General features: G+C 68.3%; 16 protein-coding genes. 1 reads left to right on the top strand and 15 read right to left on the bottom strand.

Going from position 1 to position 16,923, the window contains the following annotated elements; translation table 11 throughout:
* Window positions 1-101 precede the first annotated feature (101 nt).
* Window positions 102-977, bottom strand: coding sequence for an IS3 family transposase (locus QMF98_RS07915; RefSeq protein ID WP_337975432.1), 876 nt, complete (start codon window positions 975-977; stop codon window positions 102-104).
* Window positions 974-1,261: a transposase gene (locus QMF98_RS07910; RefSeq protein WP_337975431.1), complete on the bottom strand. Its 288-nt coding sequence runs from the start codon at window positions 1,259-1,261 to the stop codon at window positions 974-976. The genes QMF98_RS07915 and QMF98_RS07910 overlap by 4 nt, the downstream gene beginning before the upstream one ends.
* A gap of 1,268 nt (window positions 1,262-2,529) precedes the next feature.
* Between QMF98_RS07910 and QMF98_RS07905 the strand changes: the two genes are divergently transcribed.
* A complete protein-coding gene (locus tag QMF98_RS07905) occupies window positions 2,530-4,437 on the top strand; it encodes a hypothetical protein (RefSeq protein ID WP_337975430.1) in 1,908 nt (635 codons plus the stop codon).
* Window positions 4,438-4,640: 203 nt separating this feature from the next.
* On the opposite strand, the gene QMF98_RS07900 is transcribed toward QMF98_RS07905, so the two are convergent.
* The 13 genes from QMF98_RS07900 to QMF98_RS07840 all read right to left on the bottom strand — a co-directional run bounded on the left by QMF98_RS07900 (window position 4,641) and on the right by QMF98_RS07840 (window position 16,908).
* Window positions 4,641-5,639 carry an ArdC-like ssDNA-binding domain-containing protein gene (locus tag QMF98_RS07900; RefSeq protein ID WP_337975429.1) on the bottom strand — a complete coding sequence of 333 codons (999 nt, stop codon included), beginning with the start codon at window positions 5,637-5,639 and terminating at the stop codon, window positions 4,641-4,643.
* Between the two features lies 1 nt (window position 5,640).
* On the bottom strand, window positions 5,641-6,369 hold the full coding sequence (locus tag QMF98_RS07895) for a hypothetical protein (protein ID WP_337975428.1): 729 nt from the start codon (window positions 6,367-6,369) through the stop codon (window positions 5,641-5,643).
* A complete protein-coding gene (locus QMF98_RS07890) occupies window positions 6,366-8,174 on the bottom strand; it encodes a type IV secretory system conjugative DNA transfer family protein (protein WP_337975427.1) in 1,809 nt (602 codons plus the stop codon). The genes QMF98_RS07895 and QMF98_RS07890 overlap by 4 nt, the downstream gene beginning before the upstream one ends.
* Window positions 8,171-9,271: a DnaB-like helicase N-terminal domain-containing protein gene (locus tag QMF98_RS07885; RefSeq protein WP_337975426.1), complete on the bottom strand. Its 1,101-nt coding sequence runs from the start codon at window positions 9,269-9,271 to the stop codon at window positions 8,171-8,173. The genes QMF98_RS07890 and QMF98_RS07885 overlap by 4 nt, the downstream gene beginning before the upstream one ends.
* Complete coding sequence (locus QMF98_RS07880) at window positions 9,271-10,551, bottom strand: putative type IV secretion/conjugal transfer ATPase (RefSeq protein ID WP_337975425.1); 1,281 nt, start codon at window positions 10,549-10,551, stop codon at window positions 9,271-9,273. Before QMF98_RS07880 ends, QMF98_RS07885 begins: the two co-directional genes overlap by 1 nt.
* Window positions 10,548-11,975: an SCO6880 family protein gene (locus QMF98_RS07875; RefSeq protein ID WP_337975424.1), complete on the bottom strand. Its 1,428-nt coding sequence runs from the start codon at window positions 11,973-11,975 to the stop codon at window positions 10,548-10,550. Before QMF98_RS07875 ends, QMF98_RS07880 begins: the two co-directional genes overlap by 4 nt.
* Window positions 11,972-13,087 carry a type IV secretion system protein gene (locus tag QMF98_RS07870; protein ID WP_337975423.1) on the bottom strand — a complete coding sequence of 372 codons (1,116 nt, stop codon included), beginning with the start codon at window positions 13,085-13,087 and terminating at the stop codon, window positions 11,972-11,974. The genes QMF98_RS07875 and QMF98_RS07870 overlap by 4 nt, the downstream gene beginning before the upstream one ends.
* Window position 13,088: 1 nt before the next feature.
* Entirely contained in the window at window positions 13,089-13,400 is a 312-nt protein-coding gene (locus QMF98_RS07865; protein ID WP_337975422.1) for a DUF6112 family protein, read from the bottom strand.
* 187 nt (window positions 13,401-13,587) lie between these two features.
* The gene (locus tag QMF98_RS07860) at window positions 13,588-13,881 is read right to left on the bottom strand and encodes a DUF7701 domain-containing protein (protein ID WP_337975421.1); all 294 of its coding nucleotides are present in this window, start codon (window positions 13,879-13,881) and stop codon (window positions 13,588-13,590) included.
* A complete protein-coding gene (locus QMF98_RS07855; protein ID WP_337975420.1) occupies window positions 13,881-14,402 on the bottom strand; it encodes a RipA family octameric membrane protein in 522 nt (173 codons plus the stop codon). Before QMF98_RS07855 ends, QMF98_RS07860 begins: the two co-directional genes overlap by 1 nt.
* 42 nt (window positions 14,403-14,444) lie before the next feature.
* Entirely contained in the window at window positions 14,445-14,867 is a 423-nt protein-coding gene (locus QMF98_RS07850) for a TIR domain-containing protein (RefSeq protein ID WP_337975419.1), read from the bottom strand.
* A gap of 18 nt (window positions 14,868-14,885) precedes the next feature.
* Window positions 14,886-15,257 (bottom strand): TIR domain-containing protein, encoded by a 372-nt coding sequence (locus QMF98_RS07845; protein ID WP_337975418.1) that lies wholly within the window; start codon window positions 15,255-15,257, stop codon window positions 14,886-14,888.
* 535 nt (window positions 15,258-15,792) lie between these two features.
* Window positions 15,793-16,908: a DUF4238 domain-containing protein gene (locus QMF98_RS07840; protein WP_337975417.1), complete on the bottom strand. Its 1,116-nt coding sequence runs from the start codon at window positions 16,906-16,908 to the stop codon at window positions 15,793-15,795.
* Window positions 16,909-16,923 lie beyond the last annotated feature (15 nt).

The following is a 16,923-nucleotide window of genomic DNA, read 5'->3' as shown; positions in this document are numbered from 1 at the left end:
ATCTGTGTGACCGACTTGACGTCGACCCGCGCTGCTCTCACAACGTGCCCTCACGTCAACGGGAGCCTGACCCGGTTTCCCGGACAGGTGCGGTTGGTTGATCATGCTGCCGCGGTGGCGGCGGTGTGGAGGTCCTCGAAGTCGTTCGGGGACCGGTAGCCGAGGCCGGAGTGGCGTCGGACGGGGTTGTAGAAGCCTTCGATCCACTCGAAGATCGCCGAGGCGAGTTCCTCGCGAGACGACCACGACCGGCGGTCGAGCAGCTCGCGCTGCATGCTCGACCAGAAGCTCTCCATCATCGTGTTGTCCACGCTGGAGGCGACCCGGCCCATGGACCCGAGCAGGCCGGCGGTGCGCAGCCGGTGCCCGAAGATCCAGGACGTGTACTGGCTGCCGCGGTCGGCGTGCACGATCGCGCCCGGGGCGGGTTGGCGGTGCCAGATCGCCATCTGCAGGGCGTCGACGACCAGTTCGGAGCGCATGTGGTCGGCGATCGACCAGCCGACGATCTTGCGGGTGAACACGTCCAGCACCGCGGCGCAGTAGACCTTCCCGGTGCTCGTGGGGTGTTCGGTGATGTCGGTGCACCACAGCCGGTCCGGCCCGTCGGCGCTGAACCGCCTCTGGACGAGATCGTCGTGCGGGGCCGGCAAGGGCCGCTGGCCGCGCCGTTTGCGTCGGTGGCAGACCCCGACCAAGCCCGCCGCCCGCATCAGCCTGGCCACGCGCTTGCGTCCGCAGGCGACCCCCAGGCCCAGCCGCAGCTCGGCATGGACCCGCGGGGCGCCGTAGGTCGCCCGTGAGCCGTGGTGGATCGCGGTGATCGTCGCGGTCAGCGTCTGGTCGGCGACCGCGCGGGCGCTGGGCGCGCGCACGATGGCCTCGTAGAGCCCGGAGCGGGAGATACCGAGCACCCGGCAGGTCACCGCGACGGGCACCCCGTCGCCGGCCAGCTCCTGGACCAGCCGGGCACTCATTTCGGGAGGACGTTCTCCCGGGCGAAGTAGGCGCTGGCGCGCTTGAGGATCTCCACCTCCATCTCCAGCACCCGATTACGTCGACGCAGCTCGACCAGCTCGCGACGCTCCTCGGTGCTGATCCCCTCGCGGCGGCCGGCGTCGACGTCGTCCTGGGCCATCCAGCGGCGCAGGCACGACTCGCTGATCCCCAGATCGGACGCAACCTTGGCGACCGGCTGCTGGCCGCTGCGGGCCAGGTCTACTGCTCGACGCCGGAACTCCGGCGGCTTGGCGGCAGGCATCCAGGACTCCTCTCCGAGGCGATCATCACCTCAGACCAGGTGTCCGGAGAAGCGGGTCAGGCTCCACGCGGGCCCCCGATGCCACCGCATCCCGCGCGGATGAGCGCGCATGTCGGTGCCCTTCGACATCATGCAGGGGTGAGATTTCTGACCTTGTTGCAGCGAACGTGGCGAACGGTTAGGGCCCTTCCTGTTCCTGATGCACACCCAACCGTCTCGGTGCCTGGAACCTTGCGATCGGTTCCGGTGTACCTGCTGGCCCCCGAGGCCCGGCGCGGGATCAAGGCGAGGGTGCGTGCCACCCGTTGGGTGCTAGCGACGGCCGTCTGCGTTCTTGTCGCCTGTCTGGATGCGGCACTGTTCGGCTCGCGATGGCATCCCCTGTGGCTGGGGCTTGCGGTTCTCGTCGGAGTTGTTGGGCTTGGGGTTGCGCTCCTTGCCGACACCGTCAAGCCCAGCACGCGACCGTACTCAGCCGACCTTGATCGGTGGTGAGCAGGCGATGCTGTGGGTTTCGGTCGCCGTAGCTGTCGCCGTAGTTGCGACGGCTTCGCGTGCAATGAGAAACGCGGTGCAACAGGCGCGGGACGTGCGGCGGGTCGTGGAGGATCGGCGAGGCCGGGTCCCCACGTCGGACCCCCGCGACTTGGACTTCCTCCGTCCCGAGGAGGTAGCGGCCCTCACGGCCGCACCGGTGCATGCTCGGGTACGGGGCACACGGTGCCCAGACCCGTGGGCATCCGGCTTCGACGTGGCCGACCACCTACTTCCAATCTATGCAAACAAGCTTCGCGAACGATCGCAGGCCGGAGTCCTCGCTACCGACGTCGCGATCTTGGTGGCCGGTTCATTCGTGGGCGTGGGTGTCAGTGACGCGGTGGGATCCTTCTCCGCGCATCGTGTGCCCGGCGCCGGTTCCGTGACTGTCGTCGTAGTCGGGATCCTGGTGGTCATGGTCGCCTCGCAGGTCAGGACTACCTACGTCGCTTTGTGGCGTTCCGCAGCCGACCGGTACCGTGAACGGGCGGTCTCAGTCCAGGGCCGTGACGAAACCGGCGCTCGCCAGCGGCCGTGATCCGTGCTCCGTGAGACACGTTCGCGTGCGGAGGTGCGCCGACGCCCGGACACTCCACTTCGGCAATCCTGGCCACCCGCTGTCGCAGACCGAGAAGGCATGTGAAGGCCGCACTGCGACGTGACCGCGACACGAACGAGGTGAGGGCACCGCCCCCGTCTCCCCATCTGGGTCGAGTTCCTGGAGCTGCGCGATGATGATCGACTACAACGTCCGCGACGATTGGCCGGACGACGAGCCAACGTGGATCAAGTCCCTCGTTTGCTCGCTCGATCGCCGCCATGGCTCCACGACAACTCTTCCACTGGTTGTCGTTATAGAGGAGATCGTCGACTGGCTAGAACTCGCCGCTGGCAAGGACGCCTGGGATAACGGTCGGAACCGCAGCTCCCTGGCCAGAGATCTCGAGGAGTCCGTCTCAGGGCTAGGGCAGCGCCTACTTCGGACGCTGGCGCCCGAGCTCCGAACCTTCGAGGAGTCCTTGCAGACACTCGGCCGTGGCGGACTCACCGCCAGCGGCGGAAAGGTCCTCCACCAGCTGCCGGGCCAGCGGACCGATCCAGCATGGACGGCAGCGACAAGAGCCGCCTACGAACTCCAAGACGCACTTGCTAGTGATCGGGCCGTCGCCGCGTGCTGGGAAGACCTTGTCGATGTTGCTCACGAGCCAAGGTTCAGCGACCGGCGACATCGCCACATCGCGGATCTGTTGTTCGAACAGTTGCGCCTGCGCGGACACGAGCCTGGCCAGACGTTCAATCGCCTCGCGCACACCTTGGCAGCCGACGACGTTGTGCGGCCCTCCCGTGCCACCCCCGAGCTCACACTTCTGACGGGTCGACTCGAGAGCGCTCGGGCACTTGTCATGGAGGTACCAGCCAACGAGCACGTCGTGGTGTGGCTGGGCTACGTCGGCGGGCGGGTCGAGCACGTGGTTGCGGGAAACGTGATCTTCATGGACGCCCATTGGTATGTGCCGAACGCCACGGCCGATCGCCAGGACTTCGTTGGTAAGCAAGAACTCGCAGACATCACCCGATGGTCGCTCTTCCGAGTCGCGGAACGCGTCGACGAGAAGTCTGACGTTGATGTCCTCGCCCGCGTAGATCTTGGCGTCACTAGGGTTGCAGGTTCCGCCCGACGAGCCGAGGCCATCGTCGACGCCCTGTTGAGCCTGAGCGTGCATCGGTCGGCAGGCATTCGGCCCCTTCTCACCGAGTGGGCGATAGTACGCAACGGAGTGCTGGGGGGGAGCATGGCCCGGACGCCTGAGACGTCCTTCGCCAACGATTACTACGGCGCCAATATGACGGCCGCCGCGATCGAAGAGGTGGCCCCCCGGCTCGGGGCGGCGCTCGCTGCGGCCCCCCTCCCCCGTTTCCTCGCGGCGGCCGTCGAGGTTCAGGCCGCGGCAGACAGGCCCCACAGCCGCGAGATGGCCCTTCGCCGCCCGTCGGACGCCGATGTTCGCAGTGTCATCCCGCTCGAGGACCGAGTGGTGCAACACGTCGCCGCCCACGCCGGAATCTCGTCCGCACAGTTATTTACAGACCTGGCGGATCTATGGCCTCAAAGCCGATGGAGGTCGGACGTTCGGCTCGCCGTAAGCATCTGCCTGCTGGGAGCAGGCCCAAGATACGAAGAAGTCAACCGGCTAAGGGGTGCTCTCCACCAGACCAGCGACGCCCGCCCTTGGCTCGTCTTCGTGGCCGAACACGAACACGACCTCCTGGCGGTCTGCCGTGTGGAGTCCGAGCGTGGCTGGGTGGAGAGCCTGCTTCGGTCCGTCAGCGACCCGGTTGAGTACCGGCGTCTCATGCATGGGTATCAACGCTGCGCCGAGGTGCTGAACCTTCGGCGAGCACGCGTACGCAATGCGTTGGTGCATGGCAATCCGGCGGGTATGCCTGCCGTGGAGTCGGTCGGCGACTTCGCCAGCTATTTGAGCCGGCACGCGCTTGAGGTCGGACTGGAGTCCTTTGTCACGGGCGAGGACGTCGCGACGATTCTCAGTCGAGATCGCGCCGAGATGGACGCCCTCTTGGCGGGCGCCGCAGCTGCGGACTACTGGCGATCCCGTGCCGCACAGACCCTGGAGTGACGGGTCGCACATACGCACCAATCTCCTCGCGCGCGTGGGGCCCGATCGGACGATAGACGGTAGCTGGAGCCTGTGCCGCGCCGAGGAGCGGCGACGGACCTTCGGCGACGCCCGAGACGCGCCCGAGACGCGCCCGAGACGCGCCCGAGACGCGCCCGAGAGGCAACGTGACCGAACCCCCACAAGTTCTGGCGGGAACGCAGTCACACTTGGGTGTGCACCGCGGAGAGGCCCGGGCGCAATTGCGCCGCGAGCACTGGGCCTTTGTCGGGAGCGGTTCGATCGGGACCTGAACCTCGGGGAGCAGCGACATCCTCGACCCGTTCGAGCTCCCCGAGGAGTCCTTGGGCGACGGTGACGACGCTGCTCATGTGGTGGCGGAGGACGTCGAGGTCGTCGGCCCAGCCGGCGATGTACGGGACCGAGTACTCGGTGGGATTCATGCCGAGGTGGCGCGTGACGATGTACGCGATCGACTCGGCTTCGACCTCGGCGGCGCCGCGGCACGTGCGGTCGATGGCGTATTCGGGGAATCGTCCGGCGTGGTTGGCGCGGATGTGTCCGAGCTCGTGGGCGAGCGTCTTGGTGGCCTGCGCTGGCTCGAGGTCGTCGGCGACGACGACGAGCCTGTCCTCGTGTGCGGTCCAGCCGTTGACGCCTGCTGGGCAGGGGCGGCGTTCGAGCCGGTAGCCGGCTCTCGTCGTGAGGGTCACGAGCCCGTCCCAGGCCTCGCGAGGCGCCTGCCCTGCGAGTAGTTGCGGCTGGACGTCCGGCAGCGGGGCGCCTTCTGTCTGGGTGACGTCGAAGACGTGCACGACCCGGAACCCCTGCAGCTCTCGTCGTGGCATGGGCTCCTCGTTGTCCGACGCCCTTCGCGGATTGGCCTCCAGACGGTCGGCCTCTTGCGGGACTTCCTCGCGGCTTCGGGACACGCAGGGGGCAAGGATCGCGATGCCGTGTTCGCCCTTGAGGACGTGCCGGTTCAGGCCGTTCCAGGTGCGTATGCCGGCGACGCGGGTGGCGTCTGGGCGTTGGGCTGCGATCAGCAGGACGTTCGAGGGTGAGTACTCGGTGAGCCGTGCCGCGACGGTGAGCATCTGCGCCCACTTGTCGGAGTGGACCAGCTCCGCGACGGCATCGACCAGCTGAGCGTGCAGGGCCGTGAGCTTCTCCTCCGTGGAGGGGCCGCCGGTGGGGCGCATGTCAGCTCCCGGCCGCGACGGGTCGGGCGCCGGCGGGCAGCAGGGCGCCGGCGCAGACGGGGTCGGACCAGCCGAGGTACCCGTGCCCGCCCAGGTACATGCCTTCCAGCCGGCCGAGGGACAGCTGGTAGACGCCGCCGTGGTTGCCGGTGGCGTGGTCGTAGATCTCGTTGGCGGTGACCTGGATGACGTTTGGGTCGCAGCCTGAGGGGTCGGCTTGGACGACGAGGGAGACGTGCCCGTCGGGGCGGCCGGTGTTGAAGAAGACGAACGATCCCAGCGGAGGGCAGGGGTCGCCGGGGTGGGCGTGGCCGGTGGCGAGCATCGCCAGCCAGTGGGTGTGCGCGGAGACGTACTCGGAGTTGGCGTAGCCGTAGGCGCGGCAGGCGAGCTGGTCGCAGCGTTGGTACCAGCCGCTGGTCACCCCGACGTACGCCAGCCCGGTGCTGACCGCGGCTGCCACATCTGACGACGTGCCCGCGGGGATGGCCGCCCCGGTGGCGCCCGCGCCCAGGCCCGGCGCACATCCGCCACTCGTCGGCCCGGGCGCGGGGGTGGGCCCAGAGTCCGGCAGCAGTGCCTCAGCAGTGAACGTCGCCTCCGGTACGGGGGCCGCGCTGCTTGAGGTGATGCAGCGCTGTGTGCTGGAGCCGACGGACAGCGCGGTCACGGTGGCCAGGGCCGGCACGGTGAGAACGAGCAGGGCGCCAGTCATGAGCTTGCCGATCATGCGGGCATCTGCGTTCCGGTCGCGGTGGCGTGCTCGACGACGGACCGGTCGGCTGCCAACTGGGTGGCGTCGCGGCGGGCGGTCCATGGGTGCAGGTCGATGACGGTGGGTTTGGTCTGCCGCAGCAGGAGCACCCCGGTGCCGAACGGGAGGGTGCGCAGCACCGCGGGGGGCATGACCGGCACGGACCGCACGGAAGTGGACGAGGAGCGGTCGCCGCCACGCCCGGCGGTGCGGGTCTCGACGAGCTCGTCGATGTGGCCGAGCAGCTGGGCGACCTCGTCCAGGTCCCGGTACTTGCCCAACCCGCCGAGGACGACCTTCACGGTGGCGGCGTCCCAGATGGTGTCGGCGGCGTGCTCGCCCCAACGGTTGCGGGCTTGGGCGAGGGACTGCAGCACGGCCAGCGTGGTGATCCCGGACCCGCCCCCTTCGGACATCAGCGACGGCAGGGACGGTAGGGGTGTGAGGTTGGCAATCTCGTCCAGCGCGAGCAGCAGGGGCGGATCCAGTCGGGCGCCGGGTGCGCGGGCGGCCAGGGTGCGGGCGGTCTCGGTGATGTCCTCGACGAACGCCGCGATCAGCGGGGCGCAGGAGGCGGCGGCGACCGACGAGGCGAGCAGGTAGAGGGTGCCGGACTCCCGCAGGAACGTGGCGGGGTCGAACTCGGTGCCGGGTTTGGGGTCGAGGGCTGCGAGGACGTCGGGGTCGGCCATCGCGCCCAGCGCCTGACGGACGGCGAGCCAGATGGAGTCGCGGGTGCGCGGATCGGAATGAACCACCGTGTCGAGGGCGTCCGCCCAGCCTTCGGCCGGGGAGGACCGGTTCAGGATGGTGATGGCGTCTTCGGCCAGCGCGGGGTTCAGGGACCACCGGTACAGGTCGATGGTGCGTCGCCCGTCCAGGGCGGCGGCGTGCAGCAGGCAGCGCAGGGCGGTTTCGGTCTGCCCGGCCCAGAAGTCCGCGTCGGTGACGGACTTGCCCAGGCCGGCGCCGGCGGCCAGGCCGCGGGCGCGGACCATCGCGGTGTGCGGCGCCTCGCACCCGCGGATCGGCGACCAAGCCAGTCCCCCGGCCATGCCGGCGAGGCATTGGGGGTCGAAGATCGCGACCGGTCGGGACTGGCGCCGCCGGGCGCGCACGGTGACGGCGAGGGTGTCGGGTCGGGTGGAGGTCGTCACGACCGGGCCAGGAGCGTCCAGCACCCAGGGGATGACCAGGTGCAGGCCTTTGCCCATGCGGGGCGGGCCGACCAGCAGCACCGAGTCCTCGACCGTGCACCACAGGTCCCGGCCCCGCAGCGACCCGAGCCGGTAGCCGATCTGCTGCGGTTCGGCCCGCTTGTCGAGCGAGGGTCGCACGACGGCGGCACGTGCCAGCAGGGCACGGGCGTCGGCGGCCCGGTGCACCTCGGCGGGGTGGGCGGTGCCCGGCAGGTACCTCAGCCGGTTCGCCTCCGAGCCTGCACCGGACAGTTGCCGGTAGAGCCTGCGACCGGCGAGGGCGAGGACTGCAACGAGGGCGAGGACGATGGCTGTGCCGGACCAGTAGGTGATCGGTCCGGGCAGCTGGCTCCGGTTCGGCCAGGCCGCGGCTGGGTCACCGACGTTCGCAAGCGACGCCAGCGCGGGCAGCAGTCCCCCGTCGGGCACTGGGCGGCCGGTCAGGATGCAGGCGACCAATGCGCCGGCCCAGACGAGCCCGGCGAGGGCGAGCAGGCCACCGAGGGCGGCCAGCGCCCAACCTGTCAGGTCGGCGCTCCCGGCCGCAGCGTGCTGCCGGTTGACCGGCGGTCGGCCGTTCATCGGGCCAGCTCCTGGGCGCGGGTGATGCCGGGCAGCGAGATGACCCGGGCGGTCGTGTCGTGGTCGACGGGGAGGACGGCGGCGGTGCGGCGCAGGGCGTGGGTGATCGTGTGCCCGGTGTCGACCAGGTCGCCGATGAGGACGCCGGGGTTGGCAGCGGCCTGCTGCAGCTGGCGGGCGCCCGTGTCCGCCAGCCGGCGGGCCTGGTCGGTGGCGACCGTGCGGGCCGTGACCGTCGGGAAGGCGTACCAGCCGGACTCGACGGCCTGGCCGAGCTCGTCCAGGGAGGGCAGCGCGGGGCCGTGCTGGGCGTGCTGGCGGGCCGTCCACGCGACGGTGACCAGGTCGACGGGTTCGCCCAGCTCGGTCAGCTCGAGCGTCGTGCCGTAGATCAACCGCCACCCGGGATCGCCGATCGCGGCGATCGGCAACCACGAGGCGACCTCGCCGACCGCCTCGGGGTGGGCGATCAGGGCGCCGACGAGCTCGGCGACGTGGTTCCGCTCGGCCTCCACGTCACGCCCCGCGTGGGCCTCCAGGTACCGGGCTGCGCCCTCCTGCGCCTCGCCGTTGCCGAACGCGGCCCGCAACGCCAAGGGCACAACGTTCTCCTCATGCTGCGGGGCGCCGGTGGCTGCGGCCCAGCGGCTGGCAGCGGCGTCCAGGCCGACGTCGACGAGGTTGCACGTCGTGGTCAGCGGGACGCTGGTGCGGTCGACCGCGGACTGCACCGCGCCGGCCCGCAGCAGCACCCCCAATCCGACGAGCTCGCGGCGGAGCCCGGTGTCGAGCACCATCCGCGCGTACGCCAGGGTGTTCGGCGTGTAGGGGGTGGCGGTGATCAGCGCCGCGAACCGCGGCCAGTCCGCCAGCCGTGCGCCGAGCCGGTCGGTGAGCGCGTCGGCCATCGCCTGCGGGTGAACGGGTTCCCCTGCGACATGCCGTTCGATGACGCCGGTGTAAAGGGCACGGTGCCACGTGTCCGCGAAGTCCCCCGGCCGCAACCAGCCCCGCACCTCCCCGACCGGTGTGGGGTCGTCCATCAGCGCACGCAGCAACGACCGCTCGGCCAGCTGCTCGACGTCGGACCGCAGCATCACGACCACCCCCCGGCGCGCATGGCGGCATCGGTGTCGACCAGTGGCTCCTCGATGGGCAGTAGGACGTGCTGTACGACGTGGCTGCGCCCGGGGAGCTTCCACAGCCCGGTGCCGCGGGACAGCAGCGGCAGCAGGTCCCGCTCCGGCTCTGTCAGCCCGAGGGACGCCGTCGCGGCCGCCAGCTGGTCGGCCTCCTGCCGGTAGATGACGCGGGTGGAGCAGTCGGCCAGCAGCCCGTCGGCCAGCGCGCGGGTCTCGGACCCGCGGTGGCCGACCGCGTCCAGGTCGGACAGGCGATGCAGCACGAGGAGGTTGGCGATCCCGTACGCCCGGGACAGCTTCCACTGGGCCTGCATGCGCCGGATCAGCCCGGGATGGCGCAGCAGCCGCCACGCCTCGTCGTAGATCACCCACCTCGGGTTCGACGACGAGGCCAAGGCACCCTCGACCCAGGCGGCAGCGCACGTGGAGGCGATCGCCAGGGCGTCGTCGTCGGACCCCGACGCCGACAGGTCGAGCACCACCATCGGCGCCCTCGGATCGAGGGCGTCGGTGGTCGGGGCGTCGAACAGGCCGGCCAGATCCCCGGAGACCAGGCGACGCAGGCCGTGCACCAGATCGCGGCCGTCGGCCGCCCGGTCCTGCACCCGCAGCCCGTCTGCTCGCGCCAGGCGGGTATCCGGGGTCACCAGGGCGTCGATGACCTCTCGGACTGTGATCGTGCCTCGACCCAAGAGGTGAGCGAGGGCGGCGTCCAGGGCGCTGTGCTCGGCAGCGGTCAGGTCCCGGCGCAAGGTCGCCGAGGCCACACCGGCCAGCAGCTGCGACCGCAGCGTCTGCCGGTCCTCCCCCACGACGTCCAGTGGGTTCAGCCGGGTGGGCGACCCGGGTCCGAGGCGAAGGACCGTGCCGCCGGCCGCGTCGGCAACCACAGCCCACTCCCCCTTCGGATCCCCTGGCACATAGACGGTCCAGCCGGCGGCGATCGAACGGAGAGCCAGCGACTTGGCCAGCGCGGACTTGCCCTGCCCGATCACCCCGGCAAGCAGCACGTTGGGGTTGGTGAGGGTCCCGTCCGCGTACTGGGTCCAAGGGTCGAAGCAGAACGCGCCCCCGCTGAACAAATCCACCCCCACCGGCACGCCCTGATCCACGGTGGCTGGCGCCAGGAACGGGTACGCCCCCGCCAGGACCGCCGAGGACGCGCGGTGCGCGGGCAGCCGCAGCGCCGGCCCGGCCCAGTAGTGACCGGTCCGGGTACGGAACCGGGCGCTCACAGCACACCTCGCGCCAGCGGAAGAGCACCGGCCAGGAACGCGACACCTTGCTGGCCGACCAGACGCCGCACCTCGCACATGGCCTGCGCTGCGGCGGTCTCCAGCGCCACGCACCGGTCCTCCAGCTGCACCTCGCTCCCCGCGGAGACCGTCACCAGGCCCGTGAAGCGAAGGTCACCGTGTCCGGCGACGAGCTCGGCCTCACGGCGTTGCAGGTCGGCGACCTCAGCGCGGGTCGCCTCGTCCTCGATCTGCCCGATCCGCTCCCGCTGCGCGGCATCTGCGGCGTGCTCGACCTTCGCCCTGCGGATCTCCCGCAAGGCACGCACGGTCGGCAGCGGTTCCGCGATCACGCTCAGGACCCGGGCGCCGATGTCCCCGAGCAGCAAGGGCTGCAGGAACCCCGGGTGCGTCGCTGTGCGGGGCCACTCGCTCACCCAGTAGGTCGCGTGGAACTCCGTCCCGACGACGATGGACGCCCAACGTTCGTGGACGCCGTCGGCTGGCGGCATCGACCGGGCGGGAAGGCCCTCGCGCCGCGCGGCTGCGGCCGGGTCGTAGGCACTGGTGAGCACCTCGGCCAACCGAGCGGTGTCCAGCCAGCCCGACGGGTTCAGGTCGGCAGCCCGCAGGGACGAGGCCACGGCGTCGAACTGCGCGACGACAGGTTGCAGACGTTCGCGGTGCCCGCCCCGGTAGCCGCGGGGAAGACGCGCAGCCACCGCGAGCAACGTCTCGCGCCGATGCGCGGACACGAATTTGTCGTCCAACATCGCGGAGACGGCATCCGCGATCGGGCTCCTGCTCGCGCCGCGGTGCTCGCGCCACCACTGCCGCGCCGGGGTCAGACCACCCGGCACGGTCCGAACCAGGATCTGAATCCGGACGATCGTCGACTGCTGGCAGACGCCGGCCAGGACCCGTCCCCACGCGCCGACCTTGTGCTCCTGCACCGAACTGTCGCCCAGCAAGAACCCCGACGCGTTCACCGCCAGAAGCGCGGTGGCCGTGCCGGCCCTTCGGTCGACAACTAGGACGCCGCCGAGGGCCGGCTCCTCGACAAGTTCGAGGTGTCCGGCCCCGCCGGGCAGCGCGATCGTGCGGGGCTGGGGCTCAACTCGGGTGCTGGTGCTCCGCGCAACGCTGGTCGCCCCGAGCAGCTGACGGCCCCGCCACACAGCTACCAGAGGGAGCCAACCGACCAGTGGACGGCCACCGACGGTGACGGTGCCCACGACGAGCAGCACCACCCACAACGGGGCCGACACGAGCAGTCCCCCGCTACCGGCGGAGTAGACCGCCGTCACCGCGACTGTCGCCGCGACACCGACGACAACCAGCTGGGCAGCCGACAAGCCGAGCAGGACGCCGCGGCGCTCGAGCCGACCAAACACCGTCGCCGACCCAGATTGCTGCGCGCTCATCGACCCTCACCGCCACTCAAGGGTCGCGGCGCCGCAGGGGGCTGCCCGGGCGGACGGACGGCGCTCGCTGCGCCTGCCGCTGCCGCGGCGCCTCGAGCCGGGGCTGCGCCCGCGCCTGCACCGCCGGTGACCGCGGTCAACGCCACGTGCTGAGCCGCGAACTTGGTGGTGGTCACCGCGGACTGCCCGACCTTGCTGATCGGGTTGGCGGCCACGTTGGCGTGCATCACGGTCGCGGCCTCCATCCCCGACCAGTGCACGAACCGCCACGTCAACCACGGCGCCCAGATGGCGATCGCCAGCAGCAGCACCCCGACGAGCAGGTCCGACAGGCCCGTGCTGTCACCGCCGGCCGGCACGCTGCCGACGGCCGGACCGGTGCCCGAGAACGCTGAGGCGCCCACGACGAAAGTGACGACGATGACGACCTTGCAGAACACCAGCGCGGCGACGATCTCCAACCACCGGCGGGTCCACACCCGCGTCTGGTCCCACGCCGACCCCGCGAACGCGATCGGCGCGAACACCGCCACCAAGATCAGTGCCGCCTTGCGGAACAGCAGCACACCCCACAGCAGCACGAACCCGACCATCAGCAGCAGCCCGAGCAGCAGCTGCAACGCTGGCGACAGCCCGGTCAGGAAGCTGAACCGGAAGAACCGCGCCGCCGCCGAACCGACCGTGTAGCCGGCCGAGCCGGCGATGTACTGGCAGAGGGCATCAACCAAGGTGAGCGCGACTTGCGTCACGGCCAACGCCAGCGCTGCGCCCAGTAGAGCCTTGCCCACCCCGACGACACCCCGCGCGAGGCCGCCCGGCTCGCGGCGCAGCACCGACGTGAGTACCTGGATGACGAACAGGCCGACGACCGCAGGTAGCGCGATCGAGGCGATCACCGCGACGTTGGCCCGGAACCAGCTCGCACCGAGATCGATCGCCGTGGTCGTGTCCAGCGCGGTCAGCGCAAGCTGGCCCGCCTGGGCCGAACCGCCGACGAAGGCAGAACCGAGACCACCCACCACGTAGTCGGACGCCGCGCTCTGCACGGCGTCCGTGACCTGGCAGACCAGATCGAGCGGACCAGAGCACACGCTCGTCACCACGGCGGCCACGTCAGATCCGCCCGCCCATGCCGGAGAAGAACGCCACGATCGCGTTCGCCCCACCGATCAGCAGCGCACCGCCCGCCGAGACCAGCACGCCCGTCTTGGCACCGGAGGCGTAGCCGTAGTTGCCCTGCTGACGAGCAACGGCCCACGTGATCACCGAGATCACCAGACCCGCGACGCACGCGACCAGACCCCAGGTCAGGAGTGCCCCGACGATCTGACGCATCACAGCCAGTCCGGGAAGCCCGTTGTCGTTGGGCGTGATCCCAGGGTCAGCCGCCCGCAGGAGGAGCATCATGTCCGCGTACGACCTCATAGCGCACCCCATGCCAGTCCAGGGCGCCCACCGTCAGGGAGCCTCTACTAGCGGGAGTGCGCCCGCGGGTACAACACGCGACGCGCACGGCAACGGATTGTCTACCGACGGCGCACGTGTGCTCCTCGTGGCCATGGTTGACGAGGCGGCGACGCCTGCTCGTCTCGGATTGCTAAACGGCTAAAGGTCACTGCTCCCGCGAACGCGAACGCGCGACGGCGCGGATCGCACTCGCGTAGGGGGAATCCTCGGCCTGGGTACTGGAGTCGAGGTCGCTGAAAGGGACGAGCGCATCGTGGTCGCCATCTTGCTCTGCCATCCAGGCCACCCAAGCGTTGTGGACGTCTGATCGCGAAACCTCCTCGCCCTTGGCAAGGAGCAGAACCGCGTAGACCCGGAACAACTGGAGTGAGTCGCCGTCCGGTAGCGCCTCGGGTGGGACAGCCCCTCGTATCGCTTCCGCCAACTCGTCGAGATACATCACTGAATCGCCACCCGAACGGCAATGATGAAATAGAGCACGACAAATACGAAAGGCACAACCTGTTCGACCACGGTCGCCTCACGGTGCTGGACCCGGTGCCGCAAGGCACGGATGGGACCCGATTTCATTGACGGGGCACTTTCCTCCGGTTCGTCGGGATGCAGCACAATCCACTCATCCGTGAACGGACTGGCGGGGAGTTGTACCTCCAACCCGTTGATGACGTCCCATTTTGCTGCACTGAGGCGACGGTAATAGCGTAGAAGTGACCACCACACGATCGCCAAAACTACACCCGCGGCAGCCACGACATAGAGACCGAAAGCGTCAAACGAACTACGGTCCTGATGCGAGATCGGCCTTTGGGCGGCACTCAGTACACCCATGAATGTGGCGAGCGCAGTATTTAATGTGACGAAGAAACTGTTGGCGCCCGCACGTCGAGCCGACACGCGGTCTGCCATCTCAACCGCGGTCTTGTATAGCTCAAGTAGGGTCCCAGCATTCTCGTCTGCCATTTCAATCACGCTCCGCGGACGGTCCCCGTGCAATGGGCGTGATCATGCCCACCGTATTCTCTTCCACCACGGGCGCATGTCTGTCAGCCTCCGCATGTTGTCCCATGTCCAGTCGTACATCGTGTCGAAGACCCACGACGTGCCACCCGGGCGCTCGATCTTGCCGTCCTTGTAGCCTCGCAAGAGGACGTAGCGTACGCCTACCTCCTTCGCGATCTCGATCTCCGTCGCAACTCCCACGGCCTTGCTTGTGTGACGGCCGCAGATAACGATCACAACCCTCGACCGTTGGATGCGCCTCTTCGCGTCGATCTTCCATCCGTTGGTTGCCTTCTTGATCGACCAGTCGGCAATGAAGAAGGGAGATCTCGAATTAGCCGCCTGACCTACAAGTAGATCCTTCAATGCGGCGTCGTTGTCGTAGTCGAAACTAATGAAGACGGGCGTCTTCGTCGCGGGAATCATCGCAGATACCTCGAAGCACTAACGCCCACCAGCGATAAGCGTCTTGAGATTGTTCCAGCTCCATGTGTACACCTTGTCGGTGTCCAGCGCCGCAGTCGGTTTCATGTTACCGCCGTCCGAGTAACCGGCAAGAAGAAAGTATGGTGTACCGACCTCACGGGCGATCCTGATCTCAACGTTAACGCCGCTCGCGGTGTGTGTGTGCTTACCACATATGACGATGACCTGTTCTGCGCGCTTGATGCGAGACGTCGCCTTGTCCTTCCAGTCAGCCGACGCGTCCTTGATTGACCAATCCGCAATAAAGAAAGGTGAGTCCTCGTTCTTCGCCTGTCCGACCAGGAAGTCCTTGAGGGTAGCGTCGTGGTCGTAGTCGAAGCTGATGAACACCGGAGTCTTGCTAGCAGTCATCTGACGTCTTGTCCTTTCAAGTCGGGACTACACGTACACGGCAGCCGAGTCTGTCGACCGCCAGAGCGGCTGGTGAAGGTCACTGGTCTAGGAGAATACGCGCCAGTACGCGATCCCCGATGGGAACGCTCAACGAAGCGCCCCGGAGATCGGGGAGCGCACCCAACGACGCACCGGGACGAGCCTCGACTGCGGTCCGAAGGGCTAAGTGGTCACTCTGGGCCCAGCGCACGGACAACCCGCTAACCTGGCACTTCGCCACCGAAGCGTCACAGTCGACATCCCGGCACGTCTCGGCTCGTCAGAGAGCCCTGACTTGGAGTCGCGTTGCCGAAGTGAATGGGTGGGCGCTCTCCAGATACACCAGCCCGGTCTACTTCGCAATTCCTTCGCGGTCTCGTCTGGACGCCCACTGAGTCGGAGTCTGCGGATAATAGGCATTGCGAAGGCCCGACAACGGTCGCCGAGACCGCATCCCGAACCGAACCGGGACCGGAACCGGAACGGGATATTTCTAGGCCGGCCACCATGACGCGACCGGACGAACTGGCGCATCAGGCTCACCACTCCACCTGCGCTGCGACGGCATCCAGAGAATCTCGCCCGCTTCGGATTTGGATGACTCAAGGGTCACGAGGCGAGCAGGTGGCTTCGGATCAGGGATGTAGAGGTTCCGCCCCAGCCTTCCGTCTGACAGTTCGACGAGGCTGCGATGCGCATTGCCCGCTATCGCGCGATTGAGCTCAAGCGTCTCGTCCCATCGAATTTCTCGGCCAGGATCGTGCAGCACCGGCATCCCGGGGTGAAACATAGCGAGAACCTGATGAGGGCCAAAGGGGAGTACAACAATTGGTGCGCGGTCGTACCCGCCATAAGAGGGATGATCGACTGCCATCGACTCGTACAAGATGACGACCGGCTCATCACAAGTTACCAGTGGTTTGGCAGTGCGATACATTACGAAGCGCCTCTTGCGGAGGCTTTCGGCCACCACTCGCGCGCCGTCCATTGCCATCTTCAGGTCCAGTTCGGGAGACATCGGAACCTGCCACGGATCCGAGCAGACCGCATCAAAGTAGGCGCGCAATTCGGCAAGCCTCGTTGGCGTGGCGATTTCGCCGGCCCGCTCAAGGTGAGCTTCTAGCGCCCCGGGTTTGCCCAACTCAAACGCTGCGAAATAGCCCGGACCCATCCACCAACGACTCTGGTACCGGAAACTGCGAGAGCGGGTGGCTTGGACGCCGATGAAATAGGTCAGGAGACCGAGCTCAGCCTCAGTGAGCGATTCAAGACCCTTGTCATCGATGGTTGCGAAAATGACTGCGGCCTGGCTCTCGATCTTCTGAAGCCATGCTTCCCATACTACTGGGGAGCCGCCTTCAAAGGCACCTGGAGTCACGCGATAGTAATCGGTCTCGTACAGCGCGTTGAGCGGCTTGAGCAAGAAGCTCTTCTTCGGAGGCCCGAGTTCAGTGACTAGAACCTTCCCGTGATCCGCCCAACGTTCCAGGTAAAATCGTGGAACGAGATGGTGCTTGTGGGGCTCTTCACCGTTTTCTGTCATCGCGGCGGCGGCACGGAAGATCTCTCGCAACTCAGGCGTCATCCGAGCGCGCGCGGCGGGCTTCAACGGAGGACCGCGCGC

The organism is Cellulomonas sp. NTE-D12, assembly GCF_027923705.1.
GTDB lineage: Bacteria > Actinomycetota > Actinomycetes > Actinomycetales > Cellulomonadaceae > Cellulomonas.
The sequence above is the reverse complement of the archived record's forward strand: the minus strand, read 5'-3'. Positions and strand labels throughout refer to the sequence as shown.

Excerpts from the sequence above, each read along its gene's own strand:
- QMF98_RS07915 (WP_337975432.1), bottom strand. The coding sequence starts at position 977 with ATGAGTGCCCGGCTGGTCCAGGAGCTGGCCGGCGACGGGGTGCCCGTC.
- QMF98_RS07910 (WP_337975431.1), bottom strand. The coding sequence starts at position 1,261 with ATGCCTGCCGCCAAGCCGCCGGAGTTCCGGCGTCGAGCAGTAGACCTG.
- QMF98_RS07905 (WP_337975430.1), top strand. The coding sequence starts at position 2,530 with ATGATGATCGACTACAACGTCCGCGACGATTGGCCGGACGACGAGCCA.
- QMF98_RS07900 (WP_337975429.1), bottom strand. The coding sequence starts at position 5,639 with ATGCGCCCCACCGGCGGCCCCTCCACGGAGGAGAAGCTCACGGCCCTG.
- QMF98_RS07895 (WP_337975428.1), bottom strand. The coding sequence starts at position 6,369 with ATGATCGGCAAGCTCATGACTGGCGCCCTGCTCGTTCTCACCGTGCCG.
- QMF98_RS07890 (WP_337975427.1), bottom strand. The coding sequence starts at position 8,174 with ATGAACGGCCGACCGCCGGTCAACCGGCAGCACGCTGCGGCCGGGAGC.
- QMF98_RS07885 (WP_337975426.1), bottom strand. The coding sequence starts at position 9,271 with ATGCTGCGGTCCGACGTCGAGCAGCTGGCCGAGCGGTCGTTGCTGCGT.
- QMF98_RS07875 (WP_337975424.1), bottom strand. The coding sequence starts at position 11,975 with ATGAGCGCGCAGCAATCTGGGTCGGCGACGGTGTTTGGTCGGCTCGAG.
- QMF98_RS07865 (WP_337975422.1), bottom strand. The coding sequence starts at position 13,400 with ATGAGGTCGTACGCGGACATGATGCTCCTCCTGCGGGCGGCTGACCCT.
- QMF98_RS07860 (WP_337975421.1), bottom strand. The coding sequence starts at position 13,881 with ATGTATCTCGACGAGTTGGCGGAAGCGATACGAGGGGCTGTCCCACCC.
- QMF98_RS07855 (WP_337975420.1), bottom strand. The coding sequence starts at position 14,402 with ATGGCAGACGAGAATGCTGGGACCCTACTTGAGCTATACAAGACCGCG.
- QMF98_RS07850 (WP_337975419.1), bottom strand. The coding sequence starts at position 14,867 with ATGATTCCCGCGACGAAGACGCCCGTCTTCATTAGTTTCGACTACGAC.